The organism is Helicobacter rappini (genome assembly GCF_900198625.1).
GTDB lineage: Bacteria > Campylobacterota > Campylobacteria > Campylobacterales > Helicobacteraceae > Helicobacter_A > Helicobacter_A rappini.
In genome coordinates this window covers 1-1,067 of record NZ_FZPK01000071.1, presented here as the reverse complement: position 1 = coordinate 1,067, position 1,067 = coordinate 1, and the positions used below count along the sequence as shown (strand labels likewise).

Genomic DNA, 1,067 nt, shown 5'->3' with positions numbered 1-1,067 from the left:
AAGCTTTTCTCTCTTTTCACTTCTCCCCATTCTACTATCTGTAATTCCTTACTATTGAAGTATAGAGATAGGGGAGAGTTATAATCTAGTTTGGTATGAGTGGTATAATTCTTTACTTTATAGGCTGGTGAGTATATATGTGTCGGCTCATCCATTTTTATTCACTCTCTTTAGGATACTTTGGCTTTGTGATATTAAAATAAGTATTGATTTCATCTTCTGGAGCCGAAATATCCATAAGTTTATAAGGCTTTTTGCCTTTTTGATAAAGAATAAAGATATAAGGGGTATCAATTTTGTTTATTTCCAAGGAATAGTTTTGAAAGATTAGTATCCCGCATTCCTTCACATCTACAGCATAAAAATTGGTTTTGATTCCATTAGCACGCAAGTAATCTCTTGCTGAATAAAGATAGTGTGCCCAATCATCCATTGCAGTATAAAAATCATCTTCATTGTCGTTAGAAATTTTAAGTTTTTCAAAATAGCCTTCTGTTTGTCTTGCGTAAAATCCACATTTCTTGCATAAAATTTTGCAGTCTTTATGAACCATTTCTACATCATTGCCATAGAGACTACAAATTATACTAATAAACACAATACAATATTTAAACATTATTTTCTCCTAGGGTTGTGTAATTTCAATATGATAGCAAGGTGCTTGATTTCTTCGTTCATCAATAATATCAAAACCTTGATTAACATTCTTGTATTCTTCAGCAACCCTAAAAAATTCCTTATGGTTCTTGAGGCTACGCACCGAAATATCAAAGGTATTTTTGATATGAGGATCTTGACAGTGTTGAAAATAACCCTTTGAAATTAATACTCTAATTTCTTGCTCCATATGATTTACAATGTATTGTTTTGGTTTGTTTTCTTTTTTGAGATTATCATAAATATTAAGTACTGAATGAACCTTATAAGAATACACTGCATTTTTTGCATACTTGATACCATTTGTTTCAACTAAATTATACATTCTTTTGGCTTGTTCTAATGGAGTCCTTGAAACATCTGTAATAATAACAACAGGATTATTAGATCTTTTTGCTATTTGTCTTAGT

2 protein-coding genes are annotated in these 1,067 nt (G+C 30.6%); both read right to left on the bottom strand.

What is annotated here, in order from left to right:
* Window positions 1–157: 157 nt before the first annotated feature.
* Window positions 158–616 carry a hypothetical protein gene (locus tag C6H17_RS11330; RefSeq protein WP_020995574.1) on the bottom strand — a complete coding sequence of 153 codons (459 nt, stop codon included), beginning with the start codon at window positions 614–616 and terminating at the stop codon, window positions 158–160.
* Window positions 617–625: 9 nt separating this feature from the next.
* Window positions 626–1,067 (bottom strand): hypothetical protein (locus tag C6H17_RS11325; RefSeq protein ID WP_158655027.1); only part of this gene is annotated, 442 nt, incomplete at its 5' end.

Excerpts from the sequence above, each read along its gene's own strand:
- C6H17_RS11330 (WP_020995574.1), bottom strand. The coding sequence starts at position 616 with ATGTTTAAATATTGTATTGTGTTTATTAGTATAATTTGTAGTCTCTAT.